27 protein-coding genes and 1 pseudogene are annotated in these 26,407 nt (G+C 64.0%); 20 read left to right on the top strand and 8 right to left on the bottom strand.

Going from position 1 to position 26,407, the window contains the following annotated elements:
• Nucleotide 1: 1 nt before the first annotated feature.
• From N430_RS10430 to N430_RS10420, 3 genes are all read right to left on the bottom strand, one after another.
• Nucleotides 2-2,716, bottom strand: a complete 2,715-nt coding sequence (locus tag N430_RS10430) for a dermonecrotic toxin domain-containing protein (protein WP_110636589.1) — start codon at nucleotides 2,714-2,716, stop codon at nucleotides 2-4.
• A gap of 70 nt (nucleotides 2,717-2,786) precedes the next feature.
• Nucleotides 2,787-3,128 carry an EscU/YscU/HrcU family type III secretion system export apparatus switch protein gene (locus N430_RS10425; RefSeq protein WP_110636592.1) on the bottom strand — a complete coding sequence of 114 codons (342 nt, stop codon included), beginning with the start codon at nucleotides 3,126-3,128 and terminating at the stop codon, nucleotides 2,787-2,789.
• Nucleotides 3,125-4,684, bottom strand: coding sequence for a flagellar hook-length control protein FliK (locus tag N430_RS10420; RefSeq protein WP_110636595.1), 1,560 nt, complete (start codon nucleotides 4,682-4,684; stop codon nucleotides 3,125-3,127). The genes N430_RS10425 and N430_RS10420 overlap by 4 nt, the downstream gene beginning before the upstream one ends.
• Nucleotides 4,685-4,816: 132 nt before the next feature.
• On the opposite strand from N430_RS10420, the gene ccmA reads away from it, so the two are divergent.
• The 18 genes from ccmA to N430_RS10330 all read left to right on the top strand — a co-directional run bounded on the left by ccmA (nucleotide 4,817) and on the right by N430_RS10330 (nucleotide 19,163).
• The gene (gene ccmA / locus N430_RS10415) at nucleotides 4,817-5,449 is read left to right on the top strand and encodes a cytochrome c biogenesis heme-transporting ATPase CcmA (protein ID WP_110636598.1); all 633 of its coding nucleotides are present in this window, start codon (nucleotides 4,817-4,819) and stop codon (nucleotides 5,447-5,449) included.
• Nucleotides 5,437-6,114, top strand: coding sequence for a heme exporter protein CcmB (gene ccmB, locus N430_RS10410; RefSeq protein ID WP_013973563.1), 678 nt, complete (start codon nucleotides 5,437-5,439; stop codon nucleotides 6,112-6,114). Before ccmA ends, ccmB begins: the two co-directional genes overlap by 13 nt.
• Nucleotides 6,115-6,159: 45 nt before the next feature.
• Nucleotides 6,160-6,927 (top strand): heme ABC transporter permease, encoded by a 768-nt coding sequence (locus N430_RS10405; protein ID WP_110636816.1) that lies wholly within the window; start codon nucleotides 6,160-6,162, stop codon nucleotides 6,925-6,927.
• Nucleotides 6,924-7,100 carry a heme exporter protein CcmD gene (gene ccmD / locus N430_RS10400; protein ID WP_103446517.1) on the top strand — a complete coding sequence of 59 codons (177 nt, stop codon included), beginning with the start codon at nucleotides 6,924-6,926 and terminating at the stop codon, nucleotides 7,098-7,100. The genes N430_RS10405 and ccmD overlap by 4 nt, the downstream gene beginning before the upstream one ends.
• Entirely contained in the window at nucleotides 7,097-7,552 is a 456-nt protein-coding gene (gene ccmE, locus N430_RS10395; RefSeq protein ID WP_103446518.1) for a cytochrome c maturation protein CcmE, read from the top strand. The genes ccmD and ccmE overlap by 4 nt, the downstream gene beginning before the upstream one ends.
• 11 nt (nucleotides 7,553-7,563) lie before the next feature.
• Nucleotides 7,564-9,537 carry a heme lyase CcmF/NrfE family subunit gene (locus N430_RS10390; RefSeq protein ID WP_178083382.1) on the top strand — a complete coding sequence of 658 codons (1,974 nt, stop codon included), beginning with the start codon at nucleotides 7,564-7,566 and terminating at the stop codon, nucleotides 9,535-9,537.
• Nucleotides 9,534-10,070: a DsbE family thiol:disulfide interchange protein gene (locus tag N430_RS10385; protein ID WP_110636604.1), complete on the top strand. Its 537-nt coding sequence runs from the start codon at nucleotides 9,534-9,536 to the stop codon at nucleotides 10,068-10,070. Before N430_RS10390 ends, N430_RS10385 begins: the two co-directional genes overlap by 4 nt.
• The gene (locus N430_RS10380; protein WP_103446521.1) at nucleotides 10,067-10,543 is read left to right on the top strand and encodes a cytochrome c-type biogenesis protein; all 477 of its coding nucleotides are present in this window, start codon (nucleotides 10,067-10,069) and stop codon (nucleotides 10,541-10,543) included. Before N430_RS10385 ends, N430_RS10380 begins: the two co-directional genes overlap by 4 nt.
• Nucleotides 10,536-11,726, top strand: coding sequence for a c-type cytochrome biogenesis protein CcmI (gene ccmI / locus N430_RS10375; RefSeq protein ID WP_110636608.1), 1,191 nt, complete (start codon nucleotides 10,536-10,538; stop codon nucleotides 11,724-11,726). The genes N430_RS10380 and ccmI overlap by 8 nt, the downstream gene beginning before the upstream one ends.
• A 12-nt stretch (nucleotides 11,727-11,738) precedes the next feature.
• Nucleotides 11,739-12,158 (top strand): hypothetical protein, encoded by a 420-nt coding sequence (locus N430_RS10370; protein ID WP_110636611.1) that lies wholly within the window; start codon nucleotides 11,739-11,741, stop codon nucleotides 12,156-12,158.
• Between the two features lie 429 nt (nucleotides 12,159-12,587).
• The gene (locus N430_RS10365) at nucleotides 12,588-13,526 is read left to right on the top strand and encodes a 2-hydroxyacid dehydrogenase (protein WP_110636614.1); all 939 of its coding nucleotides are present in this window, start codon (nucleotides 12,588-12,590) and stop codon (nucleotides 13,524-13,526) included.
• Between the two features lie 45 nt (nucleotides 13,527-13,571).
• Entirely contained in the window at nucleotides 13,572-14,360 is a 789-nt protein-coding gene (locus tag N430_RS10360) for a PhzF family phenazine biosynthesis protein (RefSeq protein ID WP_110636615.1), read from the top strand.
• A 78-nt stretch (nucleotides 14,361-14,438) separates the two neighbouring features.
• Nucleotides 14,439-14,846: a GFA family protein gene (locus N430_RS10355; RefSeq protein ID WP_110636618.1), complete on the top strand. Its 408-nt coding sequence runs from the start codon at nucleotides 14,439-14,441 to the stop codon at nucleotides 14,844-14,846.
• Nucleotides 14,847-14,943: 97 nt separating this feature from the next.
• Complete coding sequence (locus N430_RS10350; protein ID WP_110636621.1) at nucleotides 14,944-15,885, top strand: DMT family transporter; 942 nt, start codon at nucleotides 14,944-14,946, stop codon at nucleotides 15,883-15,885.
• 39 nt (nucleotides 15,886-15,924) lie between these two features.
• Entirely contained in the window at nucleotides 15,925-16,263 is a 339-nt protein-coding gene (locus N430_RS10345; RefSeq protein ID WP_110636624.1) for an FKBP-type peptidyl-prolyl cis-trans isomerase, read from the top strand.
• A gap of 313 nt (nucleotides 16,264-16,576) precedes the next feature.
• On the top strand, nucleotides 16,577-17,062 hold the full coding sequence (locus N430_RS10340) for a hypothetical protein (protein ID WP_110636627.1): 486 nt from the start codon (nucleotides 16,577-16,579) through the stop codon (nucleotides 17,060-17,062).
• A 199-nt stretch (nucleotides 17,063-17,261) separates the two neighbouring features.
• Entirely contained in the window at nucleotides 17,262-17,924 is a 663-nt protein-coding gene (locus tag N430_RS10335; protein WP_110636630.1) for a histidine phosphatase family protein, read from the top strand.
• Between the two features lie 45 nt (nucleotides 17,925-17,969).
• Nucleotides 17,970-19,163 (top strand): D-amino acid dehydrogenase, encoded by a 1,194-nt coding sequence (locus tag N430_RS10330; RefSeq protein ID WP_110636634.1) that lies wholly within the window; start codon nucleotides 17,970-17,972, stop codon nucleotides 19,161-19,163.
• 48 nt (nucleotides 19,164-19,211) lie between these two features.
• On the opposite strand, the gene N430_RS10325 is transcribed toward N430_RS10330, so the two are convergent.
• From N430_RS10325 to N430_RS10315, 3 genes are all read right to left on the bottom strand, one after another.
• Complete coding sequence (locus N430_RS10325) at nucleotides 19,212-19,940, bottom strand: aspartate/glutamate racemase family protein (RefSeq protein WP_110636637.1); 729 nt, start codon at nucleotides 19,938-19,940, stop codon at nucleotides 19,212-19,214.
• A gap of 16 nt (nucleotides 19,941-19,956) precedes the next feature.
• A complete protein-coding gene (locus tag N430_RS10320) occupies nucleotides 19,957-21,489 on the bottom strand; it encodes an NCS1 family nucleobase:cation symporter-1 (protein ID WP_110636640.1) in 1,533 nt (510 codons plus the stop codon).
• A 458-nt stretch (nucleotides 21,490-21,947) separates the two neighbouring features.
• A complete protein-coding gene (locus tag N430_RS10315) occupies nucleotides 21,948-22,385 on the bottom strand; it encodes an Lrp/AsnC family transcriptional regulator (RefSeq protein WP_079230586.1) in 438 nt (145 codons plus the stop codon).
• A 133-nt stretch (nucleotides 22,386-22,518) separates the two neighbouring features.
• Here N430_RS10315 and N430_RS10310 point away from each other — a divergent pair, with 133 nt between their 5' ends.
• Both N430_RS10310 and N430_RS10305 read left to right on the top strand, forming a co-directional pair.
• Nucleotides 22,519-23,415, top strand: coding sequence for a DMT family transporter (locus N430_RS10310; protein WP_110636643.1), 897 nt, complete (start codon nucleotides 22,519-22,521; stop codon nucleotides 23,413-23,415).
• 32 nt (nucleotides 23,416-23,447) lie between these two features.
• Nucleotides 23,448-24,374: a class I SAM-dependent methyltransferase gene (locus N430_RS10305; RefSeq protein WP_110636644.1), complete on the top strand. Its 927-nt coding sequence runs from the start codon at nucleotides 23,448-23,450 to the stop codon at nucleotides 24,372-24,374.
• 120 nt (nucleotides 24,375-24,494) lie between these two features.
• On the opposite strand, the pseudogene N430_RS10300 reads toward N430_RS10305, so the two are convergent.
• A pseudogene (locus tag N430_RS10300) lies at nucleotides 24,495-25,100 on the bottom strand (mechanosensitive ion channel family protein); the annotation flags it as partial.
• A gap of 295 nt (nucleotides 25,101-25,395) precedes the next feature.
• Nucleotides 25,396-26,394 carry a sulfate ABC transporter substrate-binding protein gene (locus N430_RS10295; protein WP_110636647.1) on the bottom strand — a complete coding sequence of 333 codons (999 nt, stop codon included), beginning with the start codon at nucleotides 26,392-26,394 and terminating at the stop codon, nucleotides 25,396-25,398.
• Nucleotides 26,395-26,407: the final 13 nt, after the last annotated feature.

Genomic DNA, 26,407 nt, shown 5'->3' with positions numbered 1-26,407 from the left:
GTCAGGGGCGCGCCCAGGCGTTGAAGCTGCCGACCCGTGCGAAGCGGTTCAGCGGCAGCAGTTCACGCAGCGCCGTTTGGTAATGCTCAGCGTTGATGAACTGCCAGGAGTTGATACGCGGCAGGGAATAGAGGTTGGTGACCTGGCGCAAGGTATGCAAGGCCGGCAGGTGCTGGTCGACCACCGCCGAGAGCAGCGCAGGCCCGGTGAGCCGGCTGAGGCGGCTGGCATAGCGGTAGAAGCCTTGCGGATCCTCGCGCCGGCTCGGCCGGTGGTCGTAGAAGTCCGCCTCGTTCAGGTAGCGGGTGCGCATTTCCTCGGAAATCGCCAGCAACGTCGGGTTGCCGGGGTGGCTGCCGATGATGCTGGTGTTGTAGAGGCAATTCATGCTGAGCGCTTCGTTGGACTGGGGCGGTGCCAACAGCAGGCCAGCCGGCGTGGCGAGCAGAGGCACCTGATCAATGTGCTCGCCGGCGTCACCGGGTGCCAGCAAGGTATCGTCGACATCCATGTACAACCCCCCTTCATGGTGCAGCATCGGATAGCGCAGCACGTCCGATGCCGAGGCGAAGTTGCTGGCGACTCCGCCGTTGCCGTCCAGGGCTGCCTGATACTGCGCATGGTAGGGCCCCTGGCGGAAATCGCGGAAGAATGGCTGCTCCTCTAGCGACAGTACCTGCAGGCCTGGCGCTTGTTCGGTGAGCAAGCGCAGGTTCTCGGCGTAGGCGGCGGGCGAAGCATTGGACAGGAACAGCCGTATGCGGTACTCGCTGTTGGCCAACCGCGCGGCATTGTTCGCCAGGTTACCGATCAGGGCCTGGTTGATCACCCGGTCGCCGACCCACAGGCAGCTGATCTGCCTGGGTATCGGCATGCTCTGCGGCGCCAGGCCAGGCAGCTCGACCGGTAATGGCAGTTCGACGCCCAGGGCGCGCAGGCTGCGAGTGCGCATGGCATCGTCTACGGCACGCGGGGTAGCCAGGGCACGCAAGTTGTTGCTACCTGGGCGGGCAAGGTAACCCACGGGATCGACATCATTGATATCGAGTTCGTTGATGAATACGTCCGCCGCCATGTCATAGATCACGTGGGCTTGGTAGCCATCGATGGCCGCATCGAGCGAATCCGGGCCGCCATCGTAACGGGGTACACGGATCACCGAGTCGGCAATCGCCTGATCAGCGCCGGGCAAGGGAGCGATGGGCTCATGGATGTGGAAGTAAGGCGCAACATCGATGTCCGGCAGGTGCGGCGCCACGAGCGGGCTCAGCGGGTAGCCGTACTGGTCGTTGACGCGGCTGGGCGTTACGAAACGGTCGCTTTTGGTGGCGAAGCGCACTTTGCCCCTGACTGCGCCATGTGCGATCAGGGGCAGGGCGTTGAGCAGGCCCCAGGTGATATTGGCGACGCCGTCCTGTTTGTCCTGCAGGTGCTTGCCATTGATTGCCTGGTCCAGGCCAAGGCCCAGCTGGGCAATGCCACCCAAGGCAAGCAGTGGTGCCAGGCCTGGCACCACCAGGCTCAGCGGCGCCACCAGGTTGAGCGTGGTGGCCAGGTAGCCGCGCCAGCGTGCCTTGGTGATCTCGCTGTCGGCGGTGATGATGAAGTCGGCATCGTCGTAGCTGCGTTGGCGTTGCCACTCGGCCAGCGCCTGGAACAGGTCACCGGTAATCCTGGGGTTGTACTTGCCCGGTCGGTAGTTCACATAAGTCTGGGGTGACCAGACGCCATCGTCGTTGAAGAAGCCGTGTTCCGGCGGCAGGCGATGGCTGTGCGGGTACTCGGCCAGGCCCGCCAGTGCGGTGTCCAGGCCACTGAAGTCCGGGCCCTGAGGGCCATCGGCCAATCTGAAATGTTGCCTGAGTGCCTGACGCCGGGCGGGGTCCTTGCATTGCTGGCCGACCCAGTCCTTGAGCAGCGTTTCGCTGGCGAACTCCAGTAGCGGTGCGCTGTTGCCCGGGGCGTAGAGCAACGTCAGACCGGTGCTGGTGTCGTTGATGTAGAGCAGGTCGGTTGCTGCGTAGCCATAGATGCTCAGGGTGCTCATGCGCAGGCCTTTGCCTCGCGGCTGCAGGTCGGCGGCGCGCCAGGCCAGCTGGCGCCCGGCATCACTGAGGCTGCCTTGCTCGACCTGAAGGTTGCAGGCGGCGACAAAACTGAGCTTGCAGGACAACCGATAGGTCTCAAGATGGTTGCCCCAATAGCTGTCAAGCATGGCCTTGAACGGCGCCTGGAAGTCCAGTTGCTCGATGAACTGCTGGAACGCCTCGGCGTTGATTGGCAGGTGTGTCGAGGCGTCAAGACGGGCCGGGTCGGTGCGCCTGAACAGGCCGTTGAACACAGCATGGTCGGCACCATAGTGATTGAACGCCGGGGCAGGGAGGGTTTCGACGAGGCGAATCGACCCTTTGGGCAGGGTGCCGGCCCAAGGCGCGGCAAACAGCGCACCGAACAGATCGTTGTTCGATTCGCCCTGCCAGTTGCCCAGCAGGGCCTGGACCAGGTCCTGTCGTTGGGTGACGGCGGCCAGGTGACCGCCCTCGCCATCGGCGCGGTAGTGCAACGTCACCACGTCGATCTGTCGCGGGTCCAGGTCGAAGCCGCGTTGCGCGAGCCATGCGCGGATCAGGCGGTTGGCTTCGCGATCGGGGCGAGGGAGGTTGCTCAGGTGGTCGCGGACGTACTGTACGCCGCTGGCATTGATGTTTCCGGACATGGGTATGGCCTTGCTTGGCGGAGGAGCTGGCAAGGCTGCTACGGGGTGACCGGCTGACGGTGGTAGATAACTAGCGAGCCTGGCCTGGCGGCAGGTGTAGCAGGTCGGGGGTGATGTCGCGTTCGCCAGGTGGCTCGTCGTTGAAGCCAACCGGCACCTTGCCGCGCAATTGCCAGGCAAAGGCGATGATTTCGGCGATGGTCAGGTACAGCGCTTCGGGGATCTGCTCACCCAGTTCAAGTCGCGTCAGCAACCGCACCAGTTCGGCGTTTTCGTAGATCGGCACTTCGTGCTCGCGGGCCAGTGCCAGAATCGCCTCGGCCAGTTCGTCGTCGCCCTTGGCAGTCAGCGTCGGGGCCTGCTGGCCGTCGTAGTTCAGGGCGATGGCCTGGCGCGGTTGCTTGTCGATCATGCAGTTTCATCCACCCAGCGTTGTTCCACCCGCGTGCGCGGGCCCTGTGGCGGAATGCCAATGTGGCATTCCAGGTCGCCGACATCCAGGCCGCGGGCCAGCAGGCGTTCGCGCAGGGCGCCGAGCTGGCTGTCGATCAGCCGCACGGTCTGCTCGCGCTCGGCCCACAACTGACCCGACAGACGCCCTTGGCTCAGTTGCGCCTGGACCTGCAAGGGGCCCAGCGGCGCCAGGTCGAACGCCAGGTCGATCCGCCATAGCGCCTGCAGCGGGTCTTGCTGCTCACGCTGCTGGCGTTCGGCCTGTTGCTCCGGGGTTTCTTCGCGCTGCAGCTTCACCTGCAGGGGAATGAACTCCTGGCCGTGGCGGATCGGCACTTCGGTCTGCCAGGTGGTCTGCAAGTTGCCGTTATCCAGTGTGCCGGACTGCTGCAGGCTGCTCAGGGCGTGGCTCTGCAGGCGCGAGATGGCGGCGGCGGCCAGGCGCAGCAGTTGTTGCAGGTCACCTTCGTTTTCCATGGCCTGCAGCAGCCTTGAAGGCAGGGGAAAGGCACCCGGCGGTGTCCTTGGGCTGACCCGGTCGAGCATGCCCAGGGCACTGCGGGCCATGGCCGGCAGGGCCTGGGTCAGCGTGCTGGTGGCAATGACCGGGTTGGCGGGCGCATTCACCGAGGCCTGTGCCACCAGCCGCACCAGCTGTGCCTTGAGGTCGGTGGCCACGCTGGCAGTGAGGCCGCCAAGCAGCTTGGCCTCGAGGAAGGCACCGCTGTTGCCCAGGGCCTGGGCGAGCGCTTTGCCGTCACTGAGCTGGCGGGCGTCCGGCAGGCTGGCCAGCAGGCTGCTGGCGGTACTGCGCAGTTCGCCGTCGCTGGACGGGCTGTTGGCAATCTGCTGCAGCGCGCTGAGCAGGCTGGGCAGGGAAGCCTGTCGACCCTGTTGGGCCAGTAGTTGCTGGGCGATGTTCAATTGTTCCTGGCGCCCGCTGAGCGGCACGAAACGCAGTGACTGGTCGCCTTGTACCAGGGCGCTGAGCAGGCTGCCGATCGGCAGCGGGCGCGGGCTGTCGATGGTTAGCGTGGCGCCGGCCTGGGCAGTGTTGAGCAGGCTGACCAGCGAGCGGAAACTGGCCACTTCGCCCGGCGCTTGTGGCAGCGGCTGGTTGGTAAGAACCTTGCCCTGCAGCAGGGTGCCGACTGGCACCTTGCTGGTATCGAGCTGGGTGAGGGTGGCGACGTTGCTGGCACTGGCCTGCTGCACCATGACGGCCAGACGGTTGCTCTCTGGCTGGCTGATGGTGAACTGGCTGCCTTGCGCGAACGGCTGGCTGGCAGTGGCCTGGACCTGGGTCTGGCTGCCACTGGCTTGAATCACTTGCAGCACCAGCTGGAAGGTACTGCCGCTCTGGCGCATGGTCAGCACTTCGGCCTGAGCGGTTTCGCCGGGCTTGAGCAGGCCGGGTTGGGCCTGGGTCAGGTTGAGCAGCTCACCGGTCAGCTGGGCCTTGATCGCCTGCGGATTGATGGCGGTTTGTGCGCCGAGACTATTGATTTCAGTCATGATTGTATACAACCTGTGGAGCCCGCCCTCTTGGCAGCGTGGCAGCACATGTAATAATGCCTGCCGCCTGTCACTGCCAGTATAACGGCAGCGAGTTGGGCGACTTGAGAAGCATATAGATAAGGCGAATCCGTGACCCTTCACCTCCAAGCCGTGGGCCTGGCCTGCGAGCGCGACTGGCGCCTGCTGTTCGAGCACCTCGATTTCGAGCTGCGCCCCGGCGACATGCTGCAGATCAGCGGCCCCAACGGCAGCGGCAAGACCAGCCTGCTGCGCCTGTTGGCCGGGCTGATGCAGCCGACTGCCGGGCAGATCCTGCTGGGTGGTCAGCCGCTCGACGAGCAGCGCCACGCCCTGGCCAGCATCCTGTTGTGGATCGGCCACGCTGCCGGCATCAAGGACCTGCTCACGGCTGAAGAGAACCTCACCTGGCTCTGTGCGCTGCACCAACCTGCCACCCCTGAAGCCATCTGGTCGGCACTTGAAGCGGTCGGGCTGCGCGGTTTCGAAGATGTACCTTGCCATACCCTGTCCGCCGGCCAGCAGCGCCGAGTGGCTCTGGCCCGGCTGCATCTGGACAGCCCGCCGTTGTGGATTCTCGACGAACCGTTCACCGCCCTCGACAAGCAGGGCGTGGCCCAGCTCGAAGCGCACCTGGCCGCCCACTGCGAACAGGGCGGCACGGTGGTGCTGACCACGCATCACACGCTGGAACGCAAGCCGTCCGGCTACCGGGAACTCAATCTGGGGCAATGGGCGGCATGAGCGTATTCATCCTGTTGCTGCGCCGTGAAGCGCGCCTGCTGTTTCGCCGCCCGGCCGAGCTGGCCAACCCGCTGGTGTTCTTTGCCATCGTCGTGGCGCTGTTCCCGCTGGCGGTGGGGCCGGAAAGCCAATTGTTGCAAACCTTGTCGCCTGGACTGGTCTGGGTCGCGGCCTTGCTGGCCGTGCTGCTGTCGCTCGACGGCCTGTTTCGCAGCGATTTCGAGGACGGTTCGCTGGAGCAGTGGGTGCTGTCACCGCACCCGCTGGCCCTGCTGGTGCTGGCCAAGGTGCTGGCACACTGGATCTTTTCCGGGCTGGCGCTGGTATTGTTGGCGCCATTGCTGGCGCTGATGCTGGGGTTACCCAGCCACTGCCTGCCAGTGCTGCTTGGCTCACTGCTGCTGGGCACGCCGGTGTTGAGCCTGCTCGGCGCGGTTGGCGCTGCGCTGACGGTCGGTCTCAAGCGCGGTGGTTTGTTACTGGCGTTGCTGATTCTGCCGTTGTATATCCCTGTATTGATCCTGGGCAGTGGTGCGCTGCAGGCGGCATTGCAAAATATGCCTGCCACCGGCCATCTGCTCTGGCTCGCCAGCCTGACTGCCCTGGCAGTTACCTTGGCACCCTTTGCGATAGCGGCCGGGCTGAAGATCAGCGTCGGTGAATAACGAGTCCCGGGCTCTCAAGCCCGGCTAATACCCTGGATGTACCTGATGAAAATTAGCTGGACGTGGTTCCACAAACTGGGTTCACCGAAATGGTTCTATGCCATCAGCGGCCGCATGCTGCCATGGCTGGCCGTTTCCGCCGTGTTGCTGCTGGTCACCGGCGTGGTCTGGGGCCTGGCCTTCGCCCCTGAGGACTACCAGCAGGGCAATAGCTTCCGCATCATCTATATCCATGTGCCGGCGGCGATGCTGGCGCAGTCCTGCTATGTACTGCTGGCGGTTGTCGGTGTGGTGGGGCTGGTATGGAAGATGAAACTGGCCGATGTCGCCCTGCAATGCGCAGCGCCCATCGGTGCCTGGATGACCGCCGTGGCGCTGGTCACCGGGGCCATCTGGGGCAAGCCGACCTGGGGCAGCTGGTGGGTCTGGGACGCACGGCTGACGTCGATGCTGATCCTGCTGTTCCTGTACTTCGGCATCATTGCCCTGGGCCAGGCCATCAGCAACCGCGACAGCGCGGCCAAGGCCTGTGCGGTGCTGGCCATCGTCGGTGTGATCAACATTCCAATCATCAAGTACTCGGTAGAATGGTGGAACACCCTGCACCAGGGCGCGACCTTCACCCTCACCGAAAAACCGGCGATGCCGGCCGAAATGTGGCTGCCGCTGCTGTGCACCGCGCTGGGCTTCTACTGCTTCTTCGGTGCCGTGCTGCTGCTGCGCATGCGCCTCGAAGTGCTCAAGCGCGAGGCACGCGCCAGTTGGGTCAAGGATGAAGTGTTGAACAGCCTGGGGCGGAGGGCCGCGCGATGAGTTTCGCTTCCTTCGGCGATTTTCTCGCCATGGGCCACCATGCCCTGTATGTCTGGTCGGCCTATGGCATCTGCCTGGCGGTGCTGGCGCTGAATGTCGCTGCACCGTTGTTGGCCCGCCGTCGCTACCTGCAAGATGAGGCGCGCCGTTTGCGCCGGGAGAACCACCAGTGAATCCGCAGCGCAAGAAACGCCTGTTCATTATCCTCGGCCTGCTGGTCGGGGTTGCGGTTGCCGTCGGCTTTGCCTTGAGCGCCCTGCAGCAGAACATCAACCTGTTCTACACCCCGACCCAGATCGCCAATGGCGAGGCGCCGCTGGACACGCGCATTCGTGCCGGCGGCATGGTCGAGAAGGGCTCGGTGCAGCGTTCCTCCGATTCGCTCGACGTGCGTTTCGTGGTCACCGACTTCAACAAGTCGGTGCCGATCACCTACCGCGGCATCCTGCCGGACCTGTTCCGTGAAGGGCAGGGCATCGTTGCCCTCGGCAAGCTCAACGGTGACGGCGTGGTGGTGGCCGACGAAGTGCTGGCCAAGCACGACGAGAAGTACATGCCACCTGAGGTCACCAAGGCCCTGAAGGAAAGCGGCCAGGCGGCCAACGGTGCGGGGGCCAAGCCATGAACGCGGCACTGGTGATCCCCGAACTCGGCCAGCTGGCGATGATCCTGGCGATCTGCTTTGCCGCCGTGCAGGCCACGGTGCCGCTGCTCGGTGCCTGGCGGGGCGACAGCCTGTGGATGAGCCTGGCGCGCCCGGCCGCCTGGGGCCAGTTCACCTTCCTGGTGTTTGCCTTCGCCTGCCTGACCCACGCCTTCATGACCGACAACTTCTCGGTCGCCTACGTGGCCAGCAACTCCAACAGCGCCTTGCCGTGGTACTACAAGTTCAGTGCGGTGTGGGGCGCCCACGAGGGCTCGCTGCTGCTGTGGGCGCTGATCCTCGGCGGCTGGACCTTTGCCGTGTCGATCTTCTCGCGCCAGTTGCCGCAAGTGATGCTGGCCCGTGTGCTGGCGGTGATGGGCATGATCAGCGTCGGCTTCCTGAGCTTCCTGATCATCACCTCCAACCCGTTCCAGCGCCTGCTGCCGCAGGTGCCGACCGACGGCCGTGACCTCAACCCGTTGCTGCAGGACTTCGGCCTGATCGTTCACCCGCCGATGCTGTACATGGGCTATGTCGGCTTCTCGGTGGCCTTCGCCTTTGCCATCGCCGCGCTGCTCGGCGGCCGCCTGGACGCGGCCTGGGCACGCTGGTCGCGGCCCTGGACCATCGTCGCCTGGGCCTTCCTCGGCGTGGGTATCACCCTGGGCTCGTGGTGGGCCTACTACGAACTGGGCTGGGGCGGCTGGTGGTTCTGGGACCCGGTGGAAAACGCCTCGTTCATGCCGTGGCTGGTGGGCACTGCGTTGATCCATTCGCTGGCGGTGACGGAAAAGCGCGGGGTATTCAAGAGCTGGACCGTGCTGCTGGCGATTGCCGCGTTCTCGCTGAGCTTGCTGGGGACCTTCCTGGTGCGTTCCGGCGTGCTGACCTCGGTGCACGCGTTTGCTGCCGACCCGGCGCGTGGCGTGTTCATCCTGATCTTCCTGCTGTTCGTGGTGGGTGGCTCGCTGACCCTGTTCGCCCTGCGCGCCCCGGTGGTCAAGAGCCAGGTCGGCTTTGCCCTGTGGTCGCGCGAAACCCTGCTGCTGGCCAACAACCTGATCCTGGTGGTAGCGGCTTCGATGATCCTCCTGGGCACGCTGTACCCGCTGGTGCTCGACGCCCTGACCGGGGCCAAGCTGTCGGTCGGCCCGCCTTACTTCGATGCCCTGTTCCTGCCACTGATGGCGTTGCTGATGGTGGTGCTGAGCGTGGGTGTGGTGGTGCGCTGGAAGGACACCCCCGGCAAATGGCTGGCGAACATGATGACCCCGGTGCTGATCGGCAGCGCGGTGCTGGCGCCGGTCGCTGGCTTCATCGTCGACGACCTCGACTGGCCGGTCCTCAGCGCCTTCGCCCTGGCGGCCTGGGTGGTGCTCGGCGGGTTGCGGGACATCGTCGACAAGACCCGCCACAAGGGCCTCGCCAAGGGCGTGCAAGGCCTTTCCCGCAGCTACTGGGGCATGCAGCTGGCGCACCTGGGCCTGGCGGTGTGTGCCTTGGGCGTGGTGCTGTCGAGCAACAACAGCGCCGAGCGCGACCTGCGCATGGCGCCGGGTGAGAGCGTCGAGCTGGGCGGGTACCACTTCCTGTTCGAGGGTGCCAAGCACTTCGAGGGGCCGAACTTCATCTCCGACAAGGGCACCATCGTGGTCACCCGCGACGGCCGAGAAGTGACCACCCTGCACCCGGAAAAGCGCCTGTACACCGTGCAGCAGTCGATGATGACCGAGGCCGGCATCGATGCCGGTTTCACCCGTGACCTGTACGTTGCCCTGGGCGAGCCGCTGGAGAACGGCGCCTGGGCGGTGCGCGTGCATATCAAGCCTTATGTCCGCTGGATCTGGCTGGGCGGTCTGCTGACCGGCCTGGGCGGGTTGCTGGCGGCCTTCGACCGGCGCTATCGCGTCAAGGTCAAGACTCGGGTGCGTGAAGCCCTGGGCGTGTCTGGAGCTGCTGCATGAAGCGTTGGATCATGGTCGTGCCACTGGCGGTATTCCTGCTGATGGCGGTTTTCCTCTACAAGGGGCTGTTCCTCAAGCCCGATGAGCTGCCGTCGGCGATGATCGGCAAGCCGTTCCCGGCGTTTGCCCTGGCGTCGACCCAGGGTGACCGCAACCTGACCCAGGCCGACCTGCACGGCCGGCCAGCGCTGGTCAACGTGTGGGCCACCTGGTGCCCGTCGTGCAAGATCGAGCACCCGTACCTGAACCAGCTGGCCCAGCAGGGCGTGGTGATCCACGGCATCAACTACAAGGACGACAACGCCGCCGCGCAGAAGTGGCTGGCCGAGTTCCACAACCCATACCAGCTGGATATCCGTGACGAGCAGGGCAGCCTGGGGCTGGACCTGGGCGTGTATGGCGCGCCGGAAACCTTCCTCATCGACGCCAAGGGCATCATCCGCTACAAGCACGTCGGTATCGTCGATGCCGATGTGTGGCGTCAGCAGCTGGCGCCGCTGTACCAGGGCCTGGTCGACGAGGCCAAGCCATGAGGCGCTGGCTGGCAGCCGCCGTGCTGGGCATGAGCCTGGCCGGCGTGGCCAAGGCGGCCATCGATACCTACCAGTTCCGCGATGACGCCGAGCGCGAGCGTTACCAGCAACTGACCAAGGAACTGCGCTGCCCCAAGTGCCAGAACCAGGATATCGCCGACTCCAACGCACCGATCGCCGCCGACCTGCGTCGCGAAATCTTCCGCATGCTCGGCGAAGGCAAGAGCAACCAGCAGATCGTCGACTTCATGGTCGATCGCTATGGCGATTTCGTGCGCTACAAGCCGGCGCTCAGCGGCCGCACCTGGCTGCTGTGGTTCGGGCCGGGCATCCTGCTGGCCGGTGGTTTCGTGGTGCTGGCGGTGATCGTCCGCCGTCGCCGTGGCCCGGCAAGCCAGGCTGCACAGGAACTGTCCGTCGAAGAACGCGAGCGTCTCGCCAAACTGCTGGAAAAAGAACAGACCCATGACTGAATTCTGGCTTAGCGCGGGCCTGCTGCTGCTCGCCGCCCTCGGCTTTCTGCTGATCCCGATCCTGCGTGGCCGTCGCCAGCAGCAGGAAGAAGACCGCACCGCGTTGAACGTCGCCCTGTACCAGGAGCGCGTCGCCGAACTGGCCGCCCAGCAGGCCGCTGGCGTGCTCGACCAGGCGCAAATGGCCAAGGGCCGCGATGAGGCGGCCCGTGAGCTGCTGGCCGACACCGAAGGCGCGGAACCCGCGCGCCAGGGTCATCTTGGCAAGGCCCTGCCATTGCTGGCGGCCGTACTGGTGCCAGCAATGGCACTGGGGCTGTACCTGCACTTTGGCGCAGCGGACAAGGTCGAGCTGACCCAGGAGTTCGCCGCCGCACCGAAGACCATGGACGAAATGACCACGCGCCTCGAACGTGCCGTGCAGGCCCAGCCGGACTCGGCCGAAGGCCTGTACTTCCTTGGCCGCGCCTATATGGCCCAGCAACGCCCGGCCGATGCGGCGCGGGCTTACGAGCGCGCCGTCGCCCTGGCCGGCCGCCAGCCCGAACTGCTCGGCCAGTGGGCCCAGGCGCTGTACTTCGCGGCAGACAAGAAATGGAGCCCACAGGTGCAGGCGCTGACCGACGAAGCGCTCAAGGCCGACCCGAACGAGGTCACCAGCCTTGGCTTGCGGGGCATTGCCGCCTTCGAGGGCGAGCGCTACCAGGAAGCCATCGACTATTGGAACCGCCTATTGGCGCAGCTGCCCGAAGGCGATGCCTCGCGGGCGGCACTGCAAGGCGGCATCGACCGTGCGGCGGAGCGCCTGGGTGGTAACGGTGCCAAACCGCAGGCCTCGGCGGTAGTCCGGCTGAAGGTGCGGGTGGAACTGGCGGCGGCGCTCAAGGACAAGGTCAAGCCTGACGACACCGTGTTCATCTTCGCCCGTGCCAGCAATGGCCCGCCCATGCCGCTGGCGGCCAAACGGGTTACCGTGGCGCAATTGCCGCTGGAAGTGGAATTGTCCGACGCTGACGCTATGCTGCCGCAGATGAAACTGTCCCAGTTCGCCGAAGTCCAACTGGTTGCACGCGTATCGCGAGCCGGTCAGCCGACCCGCGGCGAATGGATCGGCCAGGGCGCGCCCCTGGCCAATACCACCCAGGCTACCCAGCACCTGACCATCGACAGCCCAGACCAGTAAGAGAGCAACGCCATGCATAGCGCCGTCCGCCTGACCCTGATTACCCTGGCCCTGGGTTTGTCCGCGTGTACCTCGCAGCAGCCGTATGAGCAGCCGTCGCCACCGATCGAGACCGTGCCACCGCACCAGGGGCCTGCGGTGAAGCCGTTGCCGGGCGGGCAGCCATCGACGCAGCCGAGCAAGCCTACGGCGATTCCCAAGCCGATGCCACGCACCTCCGCCAGCTTCGCACCACCACCGGGTGGCGCCAGCCACTGGGATCCGAAGCTTGGGGTGTATGTGCTGGAGAACAAGACCAATGTCTTTTACCGGCAGCGTACCTACTACCGCTATGACAATGGCTGGAGCTGGTCGCTGAACCCGGATGGCCCATGGCAGGAAACTGACAGCAGTGGTGTGCCAGGCGGGCTGGGGCGTGCTTACGGGCAATAGTTTCTTGTGGCTTGTGGGCGTTCGCCTCTAGAGGTTTGGCGCCTGTGAGATCGAGCGCCGCCCACGCGGCGCATCGCGAGCTTTGCTCGCTCCTACGTTTGTTTTTGGCCAGTAACGCCTGTGGCAGGCGCGCGCGACCGCCTTGTTGGTACGACTCGATATCGCGCCATGCGCCAAGGCATTCGCGCGCAAATCCCCCAGGAATAATTGGCCCGAAACAGACGTAGGAGCGAGCAAAGCTCGCGATGCGCCGCGTGGGCGGCGCTCGATCTCACAGGCGCTAAACCTCTAAAGGCGAACACCTGTAAGCCCTGACACGCCCTAAACCCCATCCCACCCATACAGTACAGTTCCCCACTGTTTTTCCCATTGACTGTACCGGCCAGTTACTCCGCATAATGCCCCTCTGAAACTCAAAGGAAGGGTGGCATGAGCAAGACAGTCCTGGTACTGGTAGAAACCGTCGACGATTATCTGCCATTACTCGAGAAGGCCGGCTACCGCCTGATTCGTGCCCCCTCCCCGCAAATGCGCGCCGACGCCATCCAGCGCCATGCCGGCCAGATCGACGCCGTGCTGACCCGAGGCCCATTAGGCCTGACCGCTGCTGAAATTGCTGCCTTGCCCAAGCTGCAGATCATCTGCGTGATCGGTGCTGGCTACGAGCAGGTCGACCTGGCCGCTGCCGCCGCCCGTGGCATCACTGTCACCAATGGCGCCGGCGCCAATGCCGCGGCCGTCGCCGACCACACCCTGGCCATGTTGCTGGCGCTGTTGCGCGACATTCCTCGTGCCGACGCCAGTACGCGTCGTGGCGAGTGGAACCGGGTGATCAGCCCTTCGGTCAGCGGCAAGCGCCTTGGCCTGCTGGGCCTCGGCGCGGTCGGCCAGGCCATCGCCAAGCGCGCCAGCCTGGGCTTCGACATGAACATCAGCTACCACAGCCGCACCCCGCGAACGGACGTGCCGTACACCTGGTACGACAGCCCGTTGCACCTGGCCGAGGCCGTCGACATTCTGGTCATTGCCACCCCCGGTGGCGCCAATACCCATCATCTGGTCGATGCCCAGGTGCTTGAGGCACTGGGCACAGAGGGTTACCTGGTGAATATCGCCCGGGCCAGCGTGGTCGACACCCAGGCGTTGGTATCAGCCCTTGAACAAGGCCGGCTGGCCGGCGCCGCGCTCGATGTGTTCGATGACGAACCCGCCGTGCCAGATGCCCTCAAGGCCCTCGCCAATACGGTGCTTACGCCCCATGTGGCCGGCCAGTCGCCCGAGGCCGCGCGCGACACCGTGAGCCTGGTGCTGCGCAACCTGCAGGCCTTCTTTGCCGGTGAACCGGTGCTCACACCGGTCCGCGCATAACCCTTTCAAAACCCCCGGCATTGCCCGGATCACAAGGAGCGTTTGATGCAACTCGAAATCTTCCAGGTCGATGCTTTCTCCGCCGAACCTTTTGGTGGCAATCCGGCGGCGGTGATCCCCCTGCAAAGCTGGCTGCCGGACGATGTGCTGCAACGCATCGCCGAAGAGAACAACCTGTCGGAAACGGCCTATTTCGTGCGCAATGGCGCAACGTTCGACCTTCGCTGGTTCACCCCCACTGTCGAAGTCGACCTGTGCGGCCACGCCACACTGGCTTCGGCCTACGTGCTGTTCGAACAGCTGGGCGAGCAAGCCGAAATGCTGCGCTTCAACACCCGCAGTGGCGAGCTGCGGGTCAGCCGTGGCGCCGATGGCCTGCTGGCCATGGACTTCCCGGCCAAGCAGCCGCAAGCCGTGGACGTGCCGGCCGGTTTGCTGGAGGCGCTTGGCCTGCGCGAGGCCAAGGCAGTCTACCGCTCTGACGACTATGTGGTGGTGGTCGATGACGCCGCGCTGCTCGACCCGCTGAAGCCCGATTTCGTCGCATTGTCGGCATTCGACGTGCGTGGCATCGCGGTCACTGCCGCTGGCCGTGGTTTCGACTTCGTCACCCGCTGGTTCGGCCCGCGAGTCGGCGTCAATGAAGACCCGGTTACCGGCTCTGCGCATACCTCGCTGGCGCCGCTGTGGGCCGAGCGGCTGGGCAAGTCGTCGCTGAGCTGCGAGCAGGGCGGGGCCCGCAAGGGGCAGCTGCACTGTGAAGTGCCTGGTACTGGCCGGGTGATCATCAGCGGGCGTGCGGCGCTGTACTTGCGCGGCAACGTGTTCATCTGACCGAACGGGTGGGGCTGCGGGCTCTGTGGCATGGGGCCCGATCTATACTTGCTGGCCCAACCTGCAAGGAGCCCCATCATGACCCTGGAAAAAAGCGGCAGCTGCCTCTGCGGTGAAACCCGCCTGCGCGCCACCGTCGACAATACCCACATCAGTGCCTGCCATTGCAGCATGTGCCGCAAGTGGACCGGCGGCCCGCTGCTGGTCGTGGACTGCAGCCAGGCGCCGGTGTTCGAGGGGCGGGCGCCGGCGGTCTACGACTCGTCCGAGTGGGCCCAGCGTGGGTTTTGCAGCCGTTGCGGCACGCACCTGTATTACCGCCTCAAGGACAAGGACCACTATGCGGTCCCGGTAGGCCTGCTGGACGGCGACGAGGCCTGGGATTTCGATTTGCAGATCTTTGTCGAGCAGAAGCCCGCCTGGTATTGCTTCGCCAACCAGACCAAGGAGCTGACCGGCGAGCAGGCCTTCGAGCAGTTCAGCTGAGCCATTCCCCACGGGCATGGCTGCATGCGCAAAGATCCTTTGCCGCCAGCCCCGCACAGCGGTAGCCTGCGCGCATCGACGAACAGGAGCGAAAAGCGTGAAGCGCGGTGTGATGTATGCCGGTGGGGCCGGAGCATTGTGGGGCATGGTCTTGATGGTTCCGGAGCTGTTGCCGGAGTTCAACCCGATGCTGCTGAGCAGCGTGCGCTATGCGCTTGTCGGCCTGATCTCGCTGCTGCTGGCGGTGCCCATGGCCCGTCAGCTGCGCCAGCTGACCCTGGCGGACGGCTGGATGCTGCTGCGTCTGGCTGTGATCGGCAACCTGGTGTACTTCATCTGCCTGGTGGCGGCGATCCAGCGCCTGGGCGTGGCACCGGCCTCGCTGATTGTCGGCGTATTGCCGCTGACCATCACGCTATATGGCCGCAACGACAGCGGCGCTGTGCCGATCCAGCGGCTGATTGGCCCGTTGACGCTGATCATTGCGGGTATGTTGTGCATCAACCTGGAGACCTTCGCCTTCGCCCCGGGTGATATTGGCGACAAGCTCATGGGGCTGTTCTATGCCCTGGCCGCTTTAGCCTGCTGGACCTGGTACGCGGTGCAGAACAGCCGCTGCCTCAAGCAGAGCGGGCATTTCGACAGCCACCAGTGGTCGGTGCTGATCGGCGTACTGACCGGCCTGAGCAGCCTGGTGATGCTGGCTGTCCTGGCGATGTGGCAGCCGCAGCAGCTGCAGGTCGAGGCGCCGATGGCGCGTTGGTGGCTGTTCTGGGGCGCATGCCTGGGCTGCGCCGTGTTGGGTTCGTGGTTGGCCACGGCGCTGTGGAACGCTGCGTCCAAGCGCCTGCCGTTGACCTTGAGCGGGCAGCTGATCGTGTTCGAGACCCTGTTCGCGCTGCTGTATGCCTTCCTCTGGCGTCAGGCCGGGCCGAGCCTGCTGGAAGCGGCGGCGATCATTCTGGTGATCGGCGGGGTACTGTGGTCGATGCGTCAGCATGGAACACCACGTGAACTTGCCAAACCGGTGCATTCCTGAGAAAAGGGCGCCCTTGAATTTCAGCGTTGGAGCATGCCCATGAGCAGCGAACTGCTGATCACCGACCTCGTCGAAGGCGACGGCAAAGCCGCCGTCAAAGGCGCCCTGATCACTACCCAGTACACCGGCTGGCTGGCCGACGGCAGCGAGTTCGACTCGTCGTGGTCGCGCGGCAAACCGTTCCAGTGCGTGATTGGCACCGGCCGTGTCATCAAAGGCTGGGACCAGGGACTGATGGGCATGCGCGTGGGCGGCAAGCGCAAGCTGCAGGTGCCGGCGCACCTGGGGTATGGCGAGCGTAGCGTGGGGGCTATTCCGCCGAATTCGGACCTGACCTTCGAGATCGAATTGCTGGAAGTGCTGACGCGGGATGATTGAGTAGTTCACGTCCTACAGTGGGCGGAAAAGGACTACACAATCTGTTGACCTGCATCTGATTGTGGTGCTTTCTGCGGACGGTTACCCTTGCAGCACTCAACGAGTCAAGAGGGTGGCATGCCCATGAAACCGCATTTTTCGTCGAAAGTAATCCGTGAAGCGAACGCTCTGCTGGTGGCTTCGGGTGGACGAATGGAAATCCCTTTGCCGCGGGAGCTCGCAGGTGTTGTAACCAGTACCCGAAAAACCCGTTCGGAGCTGAATGCGGCATTCGAAAGCGCATACACACGTTTACGCAAGGAGTAACAGTCTCATGGCCGATGGCTGTTACAACCACATCTACTCGGTCCTTGTGGAAAGTGATCAGGATACGCTAGGGATCATTGCCTACTCGTTGTACAAACGACAGAAAATTGAGTTTATCCAGTCCTTTAAGGTCAAGCATGACAGGGAGCCAAAAGACATAGACTTGGCTCCGTTTCACGATGTCAGTAACAGCCCTACGCAGCTGGAAAGCTATCGAAATCAGGCGAGCCAGCTTGTTCAGGGGTTTCTGGACGCATCGATTGCCACCCAGGCTGCTGAGCTTGATCGCTTCTACTCCGAAAAGGCCAGCATCGAAATCAGAAATGCCAAACCGGGATTTTGGCTGGGCGTCGCTCAAAGTCTCGTCGGCTCTGTTCTCTTCGTCTTCTTGCTCGGGTTTCTCGTGTTCTTTACCTGGAGTCTGAACCAGGGGCCGAAACAGGTGATCGAGCAGGTCTTCGATGTAGTCATCACCGATTCGCACTCGACATAATTCCGCAACACGTCTGCTCTAACGTAATCCTTGCCTAGGGAACGGCATCCACACTCAGGGAGGAACCAAACGGGTTGCGGACACTCTGAGTCCTGCTCGTTGCCAAGGATGGCGATCACTAACACGGATGCCTCGCGGCATAGGCCGCGGGGCAATGTGGCGGGTATCCAGATACCTTTTGCCACAAGAGCCTGCCTTCATGAAGTTGCCTTCTTTCATTCGACGTCGCCGCCACCTGTTGCTCAGCCTGGCGCTCGTCGCCGCGGCGGTGCCGCTGACACTGGAAGTGGTCGAGAGCCGTGCTCAACCGGTCGACGGCACCCAGACGCTGGTATTCCTGCGCCATGCCGAAAAGCCCGGTGAAGGCCTGGGGCAACTGAACTGCCAGGGGCTCAACCGCGCGCTGGACCTGGCCACCTTGCTGCCGGAGCGTTTCGGCAAGGCGGATTACGTATTCGCCGCCAACCCCTCGCGGCACGTCGAGGAAGGCAGCCAGGACCAGAGTTACAGCTACATCCGCCCGCTGATGACCATCACGCCCAGCGCCATTCGCCTGGGATTACCGGTCAATATCGACTTCGGCGCCAACGACACCGACGAACTCGCCGACGAATTGCTCAGCGAGAAGTACCGTAATGCCACCGTCTATACCGCCTGGTCCCATGGCTACCTGCCGGAGCTGATCAACGCCGTGGCCGGCAAGGCGTTGGGCGATGATCGGGTGATCACCAAGGACTGGAGCGGCGACGATTTCGACACGCTCTACGTCCTCACCCTGACCTGGCACGACGGCAAGGCCAGCCTGCTCAGCCGCAACGTCCGCCAGGGCCTGAATGGCGGTGCCCATAGCTGCCCGACCTGATCCGCTGTTACTGTCCTGGCAAGGAAGCCAGGACAGGGAAGGGCAATGACGCAACGGGTGACGGTAATCGGTGGTGGCGTGGTCGGCCTGGCGACGGCCTATGCGCTGGTGCGCGAAGGCCTGTCGGTGGTGCTGGTCGAGGCGCGAGACCAGTTGGCCTCGGTGACCAGCTTCGCCAATGGCGGGCAACTTTCCTATCGATACGTAGCGCCGCTGGCCGATGCCGGTGTGCCGTGGCAGGCGCTTGGCTGGTTATTGCGGGGCGACTCGCCGCTGCGCCTGCGCGTGCGCCTGGACCCCGCCCAATGGCGCTGGTTGCTGGCGTTCGTGATGGCTTGCCGCAGCAGCGTCAATCGCCGTAACGCCGCACAGCTGCTGGAGTTGGCCTTGCACAGCCAGGCCACTCTGAAACGCTGGCGTGAAGACGATGGCCTGAGCGACTTTGCCTGGCGGCAGAACGGCAAGCTGGTGGCCTTTCGCAGTGAGCGGGCGTTCGCCCATGGTCGTGAACACTTGCTCGATCCCGGCAATCAACGGGTGCTCGGCGCCAGCGAAGTCAGGGCGCTAGAACCGGCATTGGCGGATTCGCCTTTTATCGGCGCCGTGCTGACGCCTGACGAAGAAGTCGCCGATTGCCATCGTTTCTGCGAGCGCCTGGCGGAGCGTTTGCGTGCGTCCGGGCAGTGCCGGTTCCTGTTGGGTAGCCCAGTCACGCGCCTGATCAGCCGTGATGATCAGGTGGTGGCACTGCAATTGGGGCACGAGCAAATGGACGTCGAGCGCCTGGTGTTGTGCGCCGGCCATCGAAGTGCCGGGCTGGCGCTGCCGGGGTTGCGGCTGCCGGTCTACCCGCTCAAGGGCTACAGCCTGACGGCAGCGATCACAGCGGAGCATCGGGCGCCTGAGTTAAGCATTACTGACTACGAACGCAAGATCGTCTATGCGCGGCTCGACCAGCAAATGCGAGTAGCGGCGATGGTGGATATCGTCGGCTACGACGAAACGGTGGATGCGCGCAGGCTCGACAGCATGCGTCGGCAGGCGCTGGAGACGTTGCCGCAGGCGGCGGATTACGCAGGGGCGGTGGAATGGGCGGGGATGCGGCCGGCGACGCCGACCGGTGTGCCCATCGTGGGGGTTTCAGCCTATCGCAACCTGTGGCTGAACCTGGGGCATGGGGCTTTGGGGTTTACCTTGGCTTGTGGCAGCGGGGAGCGGTTGGCTCGATTACTGTGTTGATCTCTTCGCGGGCGTGCCCGCGAAGAAGCCGGAACAAGCGAAGCAGTATCAGCGCCCGAACTTCATCGGCCAGCCCACCACTTTCTTCACTCGCGGTGTGGCATAGGTACGCACCTTGGAGGTGCTGAGCCCCATCCGCACCAGCGACTCGGCAATGGTCACCGCCGCGCTCACACCATCGACCACCGGCACCCCGGTACGCTGGCGGATCTGCTCATCCAGCCCGGCCATGCCGCCGCAGCCCAGGCAGATCACCTCGGCCTTGTCGTCACGCACGGCACGCTCGGCCTGCTCGACGATGGCCTCCACCGCGCGTAGCGGGTCTTCTTCCAGCTCCAGCACCGCCAGGCCACTGGCCCGTACCGAGGCACAACGGTCATACAGCCCGGACAGCTTCAGGCGGTCTTCGATCAGCGGCACGGTGCGGTCCAGGGTAGTCACCACCGAGTAGGCGTGGCCCAGGTACATGGCGGTGCTGGCGGCGGCATCGGTGATGTCCACCACCGGTACGTTGAGCAACTCCTGCAGACCTTCACGGCCATGTTCGCCGTAGCCGGCCTGGATCACCGCATCGTATGGGCCGTCGTAGGCCAGTACGCGGTCCATCACGGCGATGGCGGCCAGGTAACTCTCGAAATTGCCCTCCACCGACTCGGCACCGAACCAGGGGGTCAGGCCGATGATTTCCGTGCCGGGCGCCGCAACGCTGCGCGCCTGCTCGGCGATGGCCTCAGTGATGGCTTCGGTGGTGTTGACGTTGGCGATCAGAATACGCATGGGCAGTCCTCCTTGATCAATGGCTGCTGTGGTCGACGGCGATGCACTCGCCGCTGACATCGTGGTATTGGCGGTTGCGCGGGGCGATCAACAGGTACACCGCGGCGGCGATACCGGCGCCGATCAGCCACGAGAAGGGCGCAATGCCATGGAAGTTCGGCACCAGCGCCAGGATGATGGCCAGCAGTGCAGCGGGCACAAAGGCGGCCACGGCGCGCAGGTTGATGCCCTTGCTGTAGTGGTAGGCACCGGTCGGGTGCTCGGTGTAGAGCTCCGGCACGTTGATGCGGCCTTTGCGCAGCAACCAGTAGTCGGCCATGATCACCCCGTACAGCGGGCCGAGCAGGGCGCCCAGGCCGGACAGGAAGTACACGATCACCAGCGGGCTGTTGTAGAGGTTCCACGGCAGGATCAGCACCGCCAGGGTCGCGCTGATCAGCCCGGCGCGGCGGAAGTTGAGGTGGCGGGGCGCCAGGTTGCTCAGCACGAACGCCGGCGCGACGAAGTTGGCCATGATGTTCACCGCCACGGTGACGATCAGGAAGGCCAGGCAGCCGAGCACCAGGAACGGGGTGCTGGGGATACTGGCGACGATCTGGGTCGGGCTGTCGATGATCTGGCCGTTGATCTGGAACTGCGCGCCGCACAGCACCACGGTGATCATGGCGAACACCAGGATGTTCACCGGCAGGCCCCAGAAGTTGCCGACGCGGATGGTCTTGCGGCACGGCGAGGAGCGGGCGAAGTCGCAGAAGTTCAGCACCAGGGTGCCGTAGATCGCCAGCCACAGGGCGCCACCGGCGAAGATGTTGCGCCACATCTCATAGCCGGTCAGCGGCTCGGCCACCGACCAGGCGATGCGCGCATCGGCCCTGAAGTACATGAACACCGCCAGGCTGGCCACGGTAAGCAGGATCACCGGGCCGGCGAAGGCCTCGTAGCGGCGCACCATCTCCATGCCGTAGGCGAGAATCACCAGCTGCACCAGCCAGATCGCCACGAAGCACACCCAGCCCAGGCTCGACAGGCCGAGGATGCTGTCGTGGTCGTAGGCGGCAACCTGCGGCCACACGGCGCTGAGCAGCACGCGCAGCACCACCGAGGCCAGGTAGGTCTGGATGCCGAACCAGGCGATGGCGATCACCGCACGGATCAGTGCCGGGATCTGCGCGCCATGGATGCCGAAGGCGATGCGGCTGATCACCGGGAACGGTACCCCGGTCTTCTGCCCCATGTAGCCGGACAGGTTCATGAATAAGTACACCAGTGCCGCGCCGATCGCCAGCGACAGCAGGATTTGCCAGCCGCCCAGGCCAAGGGCGAACAGGCCCATGGCGAAGGAGTAGTTGGCAATGTTGTGCACATCGTTGGTCCACAGCGCAAAGATGCTGTAGCGGCCCCAGCGGCGGCCTTCGATACGAGTGGGCGCGAGATCCCGGTTATGCAGGCGTGGGCTCAAGCCGAGTGGCGGCATATCGCCTGCAAGGGTGGAAGAGGGGCTGGTGCTGGCGACGGATAGTTCAGGGGCAAGGTCGAGGCTGGTACTCATTCCGGCAGGCTCCTGATGCACGTGGACTGCGATGAGCGGGCATGCGCACGGGCTCGCCATCTCGTCGGTGCAGCTTGGCATCACTGGGTTCTGGGCGCGGCGGCCGGTGTTGGGCCGGCGTCGCGAGTTCTTGTGTATTTATGTTTCGTAAGGTTTGTATACAAAACACGAACACACAAAAGCGAGTTCCATGCCAGGGAAAAAGCGAGTCTCAGGTAGCCACTAATTTGAATCTAAGCATTTGAAAATTAAGTTGATGAAATAAAGGAAATATAAATTGACCAAATGAACAGGTTTAATTTTTTAGTTGGCTGATTAGTTGATCATTTGGTCAGAATTAGTTGCACAAGATGTGTAACGTATTGGGGCGTTACCTGGAAAAGTGCACACAAAAATGGCACCTATGGTGACATTCCTGTGTACAAAAATTATCCAGTTTGCCGTTTGAATGGATACACTCAGTCCATCGGCGGCAAGCGCCGCTTCACCGGGCTCTTTTTGATGATCGCGGTGTTGGTTTCGGCCAGCACATTGATGCGGTCGAGCAGGGTGTCTAGCTGCTCCATCGAGCGCACATGCAGCCGTGCGATGAAGCAGTCCTCGCCGGTGACCTTGTCGCACTCGGTGAACTCGGGGATGGCGATGATCTGCCGCTCCACTTCCTGCAACTGCCCCGGCAGCGGACGAATGCGTACGATTGCCTGCAGTTGGTAGCCGAAGCTGCGCGGGTCGATATCCACGGTGTAGCCACGCAGCACGCCGCGTTCTTCCAGGCGGCGCAGGCGCTCGCTGACGCTGGGGGCAGAGAGGCCGCTGATCTGCGCCAGGGCCTTGAGCGAGCGGCGCGAGTCTTCCATCAAGGCATTGATCAGCAGTTGGTCGATGGCGTCAGTCATGCTTACCTCATCAGGCAAATCGAGAAAGTTGCCTTGATAGTAAAGGTAAACTGGCTGATCTGCCTTGGATATCCGCTGGAAGGTGCACGGCGACCCTCCGCATACTATGGCCATCATCCAAGGGAGGTGTGAGATGGACAGTTCTTTGCGCCGTGGCTCGCTGGAAATGGTCGCCGCCATGCTGATTTCCGGGACCATCGGCTGGTTCGTGCTGGTGTCGGGGCAGCCCGTGCTGGAAGTGGTGTTCTGGCGCTGCGTGTTCGGCACCGGCACCTTGCTGGTGATCTGCGCGGCGTTCGGCTTTCTCAAGCCGGGTGTGATAACCCGTACCGCGTTCCTGCTGGCCATCGGCAGTGGCGTGGCCATCGTCGGCAATTGGGTGCTGCTGTTCGCCTCTTACTCGCGGGCGTCGATTGCCATCGGCACGGCGGTGTACAACGTCCAGCCGTTCATGCTGGTGGGGCTGGCGGCGCTGTTCCTGGGCGAGAAGATCACCGCCGCCAAGGTCACCTGGCTGAGCGTGGCGTTCCTGGGCATGCTGGCGATCGTCAGCGCCCATGGCGCGGGCCAGGCCAATGGTGAGGACTACTTGCAGGGCATTGCCCTGGCGCTGGGCGCTGCGTTCCTCTATGCAATCGCCGCGTTGATCATCAAACGCCTGAAAGGTACGCCACCGCACCTGATCGCGCTGATCCAGGTCGCCACCGGAGTGCTGCTGCTGGCGCCGTGGGTGAAGCTGGGCGGGCTGCCGGGCGCCCCGTCGGCGCTGGCCAGCCTGGTGACCCTGGGCATGGTCCACACCGGCTTGATGTATGTGCTGCTGTACAGCGCCATCCAGCGCCTGCCCACGGCGTTGACCGGTGCGCTGTCGTTCATCTACCCGATTGCCGCGATCCTGGTCGACTGGGTGGCCTTCGGGCACCGCCTGGCGCCGTTGCAGTGGCTGGGGGTGGCGTTGATCCTGCTGGCGGCAGCGGGCATGCAGCAAGGTTGGTGGTTCCGTTCTGCACAAGTGCCGGCCAAGGGGTAGAATGGCGGCCTTTCACTTGCTTGCGACCCGCCATGACTTCGCCGATCCACACCCTCGAACAGCACCTGCTCGCTGCCCTTGATCCTGCCCCGGCCGAAACCCGCCGCCTGTTCCATGGCCGCGGCCGTTGCTGGGAGGGCCTGGAGCAGGTCACGGTGGACTGGCTGCAGGGTGTGCTGTCGGTGGCACTGTTCCGCGAACCGCCCGAGGGCCAGTTGGCCGAACTGGAAGCGATGCTGCGCAACCTGGCCGAACGCCCGCAATGGACAGGCCAGGCGATCCTCATCCAGCACCGTTACCTGCCCGACAGCCCGGGCCAGTGGCTGCTGGGCGAGCCCTGCCAACAGCGCGAGGTGGTCGAGGATGGCCTGACCTATCTGCTCGACCTGGGCGTGCGGCAGAACAATGGCCTGTTCCTCGACATGCGCTATGGCCGGCGCTGGGTGCGTGAGCAGGCGGCGGGCAAGCGCGTGCTCAACCTGTTCGCCTATACCTGCGGCTTCTCCGTGGCAGCGATTGCTGGCGGTGCCGAACAGGTGGTGAACCTGGACATGGCCAAGTCGGCGCTGTCGCGGGGGCGTGATAACCACCGGCTGAACGGGCACGATGCGTCGCGGGTCGCCTACCTGGGGCATGAGCTGTTCAAGTCGTGGGGCAAGGTACGCAAGTACGGGCCTTACGACCTGATCATCATCGACCCACCGACCTTCCAGCGTGGCAGCTTCGTGCTGACCCAGGATTACGCCAAGATCCTGCGGCGACTGCCGGAATTGCTGAGTGAGGGTGGTACGGTGCTGGCCTGCGTCAACGACCCGGGGATCGGGCCGGAGTTTCTGATCGAGGGGATGGCCGAGCAGGCGCCTGGGCTGGCCTTCTTCGAGCGGTTGGAGAACCCGCCGGAGTTTCCCGATGTGGACCCTGCGGGGGGCTTGAAGGCCTTGGTATTCCGCCAGGTGTGATGTTGCCTGTGCCGGCCTCTTCGCGGGCACGCCCGCTCCCACAGGTACGGCGCAAGGCCTGAAGATTGCGCGGTCCTTGTGGGAGCGGGCTTGCCCGCGAAGAGGCCATTACAGGCGACATCAGGCTGAGATCCCCCGCACCGGCATGGGATACACCTGGGCAAAACTCACATTGTCAGTCTGGTCCACGCGTTTCTTCAGCCGTTCATTGAACGCCCGGCTCACCGCATACTGCCCACCGGAAATGGTGCGGAACTGCGCCGTCAGCACAAACCCGTTCAAGTCCATCCGATCGACCCCGAACACCTGCAGCGGCCCCTGCAGGTTGATGCGCAGCAGCGGGTCTTCGCTGATCGACTGCCCCACCTCATGAATCAGCCCCAACGACTCGTCGACGTCGCTGTCGTAGGTGAACTGCACCGAAAAAAACGCATAGGCGAACTGCCGCGACTGGTTGGTGACCGCCTTGATCTGGCCGAAGGGCACCGAGTGCACGAAGCCCTTGCCGTCGCGCAGGCGCAGGGTGCGGATGGTCAGGCTCTCGACGGTACCGGCATGGCCGGAGTCGAGCACCACCCAGTCGCCGATCGAGATGGTGTCCTCGATCAGGATGAACAACCCGGTGATCACATCCTGCACCAGTTGCTGCGTGCCAAAGCCGATGGCCAGGCCGATCACCCCGGCACCGGCCAGCAATGGCGCGACGTTGATGCCCAGGTCGAGCAATCCGCCTTGCAGTACCGGTTCCGGTTCGGCGGGTTGGTCTTCGGTGGGGGCAGGGTCTGCGGCCAGCAGGTGGGTGCTCAGCAGGCAGCCGAGCAGCAGGGTGGAGAAAAAGCGCAGCACTGGAGTACTCCTTGGGCAGGGTTACTCAAGAAACTGATTGTGAGCTGGGAAAGAAAGTTCGAGGAAGTGCGTTACCTGTGTCGGCCTCTTCGCGGCTAAAGCCGTTCCTACAGGCGCTGTGGCGAGCCTGTGGGAGCGGCTTTAGCCGCGAAGAGGCCGGTACAGGCCACATCAATTATTGGTTGGTGTAGATCTGGTCAAACACCCCACCATCATTGAAGTGGGTCTTCTGCACGGTACGCCAGTCACCAAAGGTCTTCTCCACCGACAGGAAGTCGACTTTCGGGAAGCGGTCGGTGTACTTGGCCAGGACGGTCGCATCCCGCGGGCGCAGGTAGTTCTGCGCGGCGATTTCCTGGGCCTCTGGCGACCACAGGTACTTCAGGTATTCCTCGGCGACGGCCTGGGTGCCTTTCTTGGCCACCACCTTGTCGACCACGCTCACCGGTGGCTCGGCCTCGGCCGACACACTCGGGTAGACCACTTCGAACTGATCGCGGCCAAACTCGCGGGCGATCATTTCGGCTTCGTTCTCGAAGGTGACCAGTACGTCGCCGATCTGGTTGGTCATGAAGGTGGTGGTGGCGGCACGGCCACCGGTGTCGAGCACTGGCGCCTGCTTGAACAGCTTGCCGACGAATTCGCGGGCCTTGGTTTCATCGCCGCCCTGCTTGAGCACATAGCCCCAGGCCGACAGATAGGTGTAGCGGCCGTTACCCGAAGTCTTGGGGTTGGGCACGATCACCTGCACGCCATCCTTGAGCAGGTCGGGCCAGTCCTTCAGCGCCTTCGGATTGCCCTTGCGCACGATGAATACAGTGGCCGAGGTGAACGGCGCGCTGTTGTTCGGCAGGCGGGTCACCCAGTTGTCCGGCACCAGCTTGCCATTGTCGGCCAGGGCGTTGATGTCGGTGGCCATGTTCATGGTGATGACATCGGCCGGCAGGCCATCGATCACCGCACGCGCCTGCTTGCTCGAGCCGCCGAAGGACATCTGCACATTGACCTTCTCGTTGTGCTCGGCCTCCCAGTGCTTCTGGAAGGCCGGGTTGTAGTCCTTGTAGAAATCGCGCATCACGTCATAGGAAACGTTCAGCAGGGTAGGGGCAGCCTGGGCCAGGTTGCCCAAGGCCAGGCCGGCGGCGAGCAGCGAGGCGGTGAAGAGTTTTTTCACGTTGCTTCCTTGT

It is taken from the genome of Pseudomonas sp. CC120222-01a, assembly GCF_003097235.1.
Lineage (GTDB): Bacteria > Pseudomonadota > Gammaproteobacteria > Pseudomonadales > Pseudomonadaceae > Aquipseudomonas.
Note: the sequence above shows the minus strand (reverse complement) of the source record. Positions and strands in the feature narration are given on the sequence as shown.